Origin of the sequence: Paraburkholderia bengalensis, assembly GCF_037126505.1 — a bacterium.
Classification (GTDB): Bacteria; Pseudomonadota; Gammaproteobacteria; order Burkholderiales; family Burkholderiaceae; genus Paraburkholderia; species Paraburkholderia bengalensis.
Window position 1 is genome coordinate 1 of record NZ_JACFYJ010000233.1, and the last position, 1863, is coordinate 1863.

Annotated in this window: 3 protein-coding genes; all 3 read right to left on the minus strand. The window is 61.2% G+C overall.

Annotated elements, in window-relative coordinates; genetic code table 11:
* On the minus strand, positions 1 to 1007 hold a 1007-nt coding region (gene tnpC, locus H3V53_RS42900), incomplete at its 3' end, for an IS66 family transposase (RefSeq protein WP_419539757.1).
* Positions 1008 to 1084: 77 nt separating this feature from the next.
* On the minus strand, positions 1085 to 1432 hold the full coding sequence (tnpB, locus tag H3V53_RS42905; protein WP_336602996.1) for an IS66 family insertion sequence element accessory protein TnpB: 348 nt from the start codon (positions 1430 to 1432) through the stop codon (positions 1085 to 1087).
* Positions 1429 to 1779 carry an IS66-like element accessory protein TnpA gene (gene tnpA / locus H3V53_RS42910; protein WP_336602997.1) on the minus strand — a complete coding sequence of 117 codons (351 nt, stop codon included), beginning with the start codon at positions 1777 to 1779 and terminating at the stop codon, positions 1429 to 1431. Before tnpA ends, tnpB begins: the two co-directional genes overlap by 4 nt.
* Positions 1780 to 1863 lie beyond the last annotated feature (84 nt).

The window sequence follows — 1863 nt, forward strand, 5'->3', positions numbered from 1 at the left end:
AACTCGAGATAATGCGCCCAGCAAGCCGCCTCCGTGACGCGCCCGGTTTCGTAGATGGCCTGGTAGCCACCGTATGCATCGGCTTGCAGCGTACCTTTGAACGGCCCGAGGTGCTGCTGTGGATGGATACCCTTGCGATCTGGCGTATAGGCGAACCACACCGCCGGCGGTGTGATGTCGGCCGATGCACGATCATCGCGCACGTACACCCACAAGCGACCCGTCTTCGTCTTGCCGTTGCCCGGAGCAAGCACGGGAACCGGCGTGTCGTCGGCATGCAGTTTCGTCGCCGACATCACGTGACGACGCAGTGTTTCAACGAGCGGCTGCAGCAGCGTCGCCGCGTGACCGACCCACTTCGCAAGCAGTGAGCGATCAAGCTCGATGCCTTCTCGCGCGTACATGACTGACTGCCGGTAAAGCGGTATGTGGTCTGCGAACTTTGAGACCAGCACGTGCGCCAGCAGCCCTGGGCCGGCGAGACCGCGTTCGATGGGGCGGCTCGGTGCAGGCGCCTGAGAGATGTGGTCGCAACACACGCAGGCAAACTTCGGGCGCACATGACGAATGACCCGGAAGCTGGCCGGTACGTACTCAAGTTGTTCGGCGACGTCTTCGCCCAGCGACTTCATCAGACCACCGCACTGCATGCACTTGCCTGCAGACTCGGGTAAGTGCGTCTGGATATCTCGCGGCAGATGATCGGGCAGTGGCTTGCGCGGTGCCTGTTCTACGGCCGTGCGCGGCGTCTTCGGGATTTCGACCGGTGCCGCGCCTTCGTCAGTCTCAAGCTCTTCGAGACGCAGCTCAAGTTGCTCGATCTGACGGTCCAGCTTCTCCGACTTGCGACCGAACTGCATACGGCGCAGCTTGGCAATGAGCAGCTTCAGGTGTTCGACTTCCGCTGCGCGCGAAGCCAGCGCAGCTTGTTGCGAGTCGACCGTTTCCTGCAGTTTGAGCACTTGCGCGTCGCGCTCGCGCAGTGCTGCTTCCTGGCTGAGCAGCATGGCCTTCAGCGTTTCGACATCGTCGGGAAGTGGGTTCGCGCGCGTCATGCAGGCAGTTTACGCGCCAGCAACGACGTTTACAACGCTGAGGTCGGTCGTGCTGTTCTCGTCGGTTGCCGCCAGTCGATGCCTTCCAGCAGCATTGATAGTTGCGCCGGGCTCAGGCAAATAACGCCACTGTCGGCTTGAGGCCATACGAAGCGCCCCTTCTCGAGTCGCTTCATCAGCAGGCACATGCCATCGCCGCTCCACCACAGCACCTTGAGCAGGTCGCCGCGTTTGCCACGAAACACGAAGACGTGCCCGCAGAACGGATCGCGTTCCAGCACGGTCTGCACCTTGGCGGCGAGACTGTTAAACCCGGCCCGCATGTCGGTCACACCGGCAGCCAGCCAGACACGCGTCCCTGATGGCAGGCCAATCACGACGACGACCGCAACGTTGCCAGTACCGTCCGAAGCGCGCTCAGGTCAGGTGGTCCATCGAAGCGGACTCGCACGGCGCCACACTCGACGACGATACTCGACGTCAATTGCGCCGGCACGGGCAAATGCACAGGAATGAACGTCTCAGCGGGCTGAGCTTGCGTAATCGATTGAGCGCGCTCATGAGCACGACGCCAGCGCGCGATCATGTTGGCGTTCAAACCGTGTTCCTGTGCTACGTCCGCGATCGAACGGGCCGGATCGTTTGATTGCTCTATGACCATCGCCCGGAATGCCTTCGAGTAGTTCTTGGATCCCAGTCGTCGGCCTACCGCCTTCGTTTCCATCGTTCTGATTCCCACTTGATCTGGTGGGAACTAGGTTGCCGATTTCGAGCACCTATGAACAGACGGTAGTGAAGCAACGCTTAC

What these genes read in the sequence shown, in the direction of transcription:
- tnpA (WP_336602997.1), bottom strand. Translation starts at nt 1,779, where the DNA reads ATGGAAACGAAGGCGGTAGGCCGACGACTGGGATCCAAGAACTACTCG.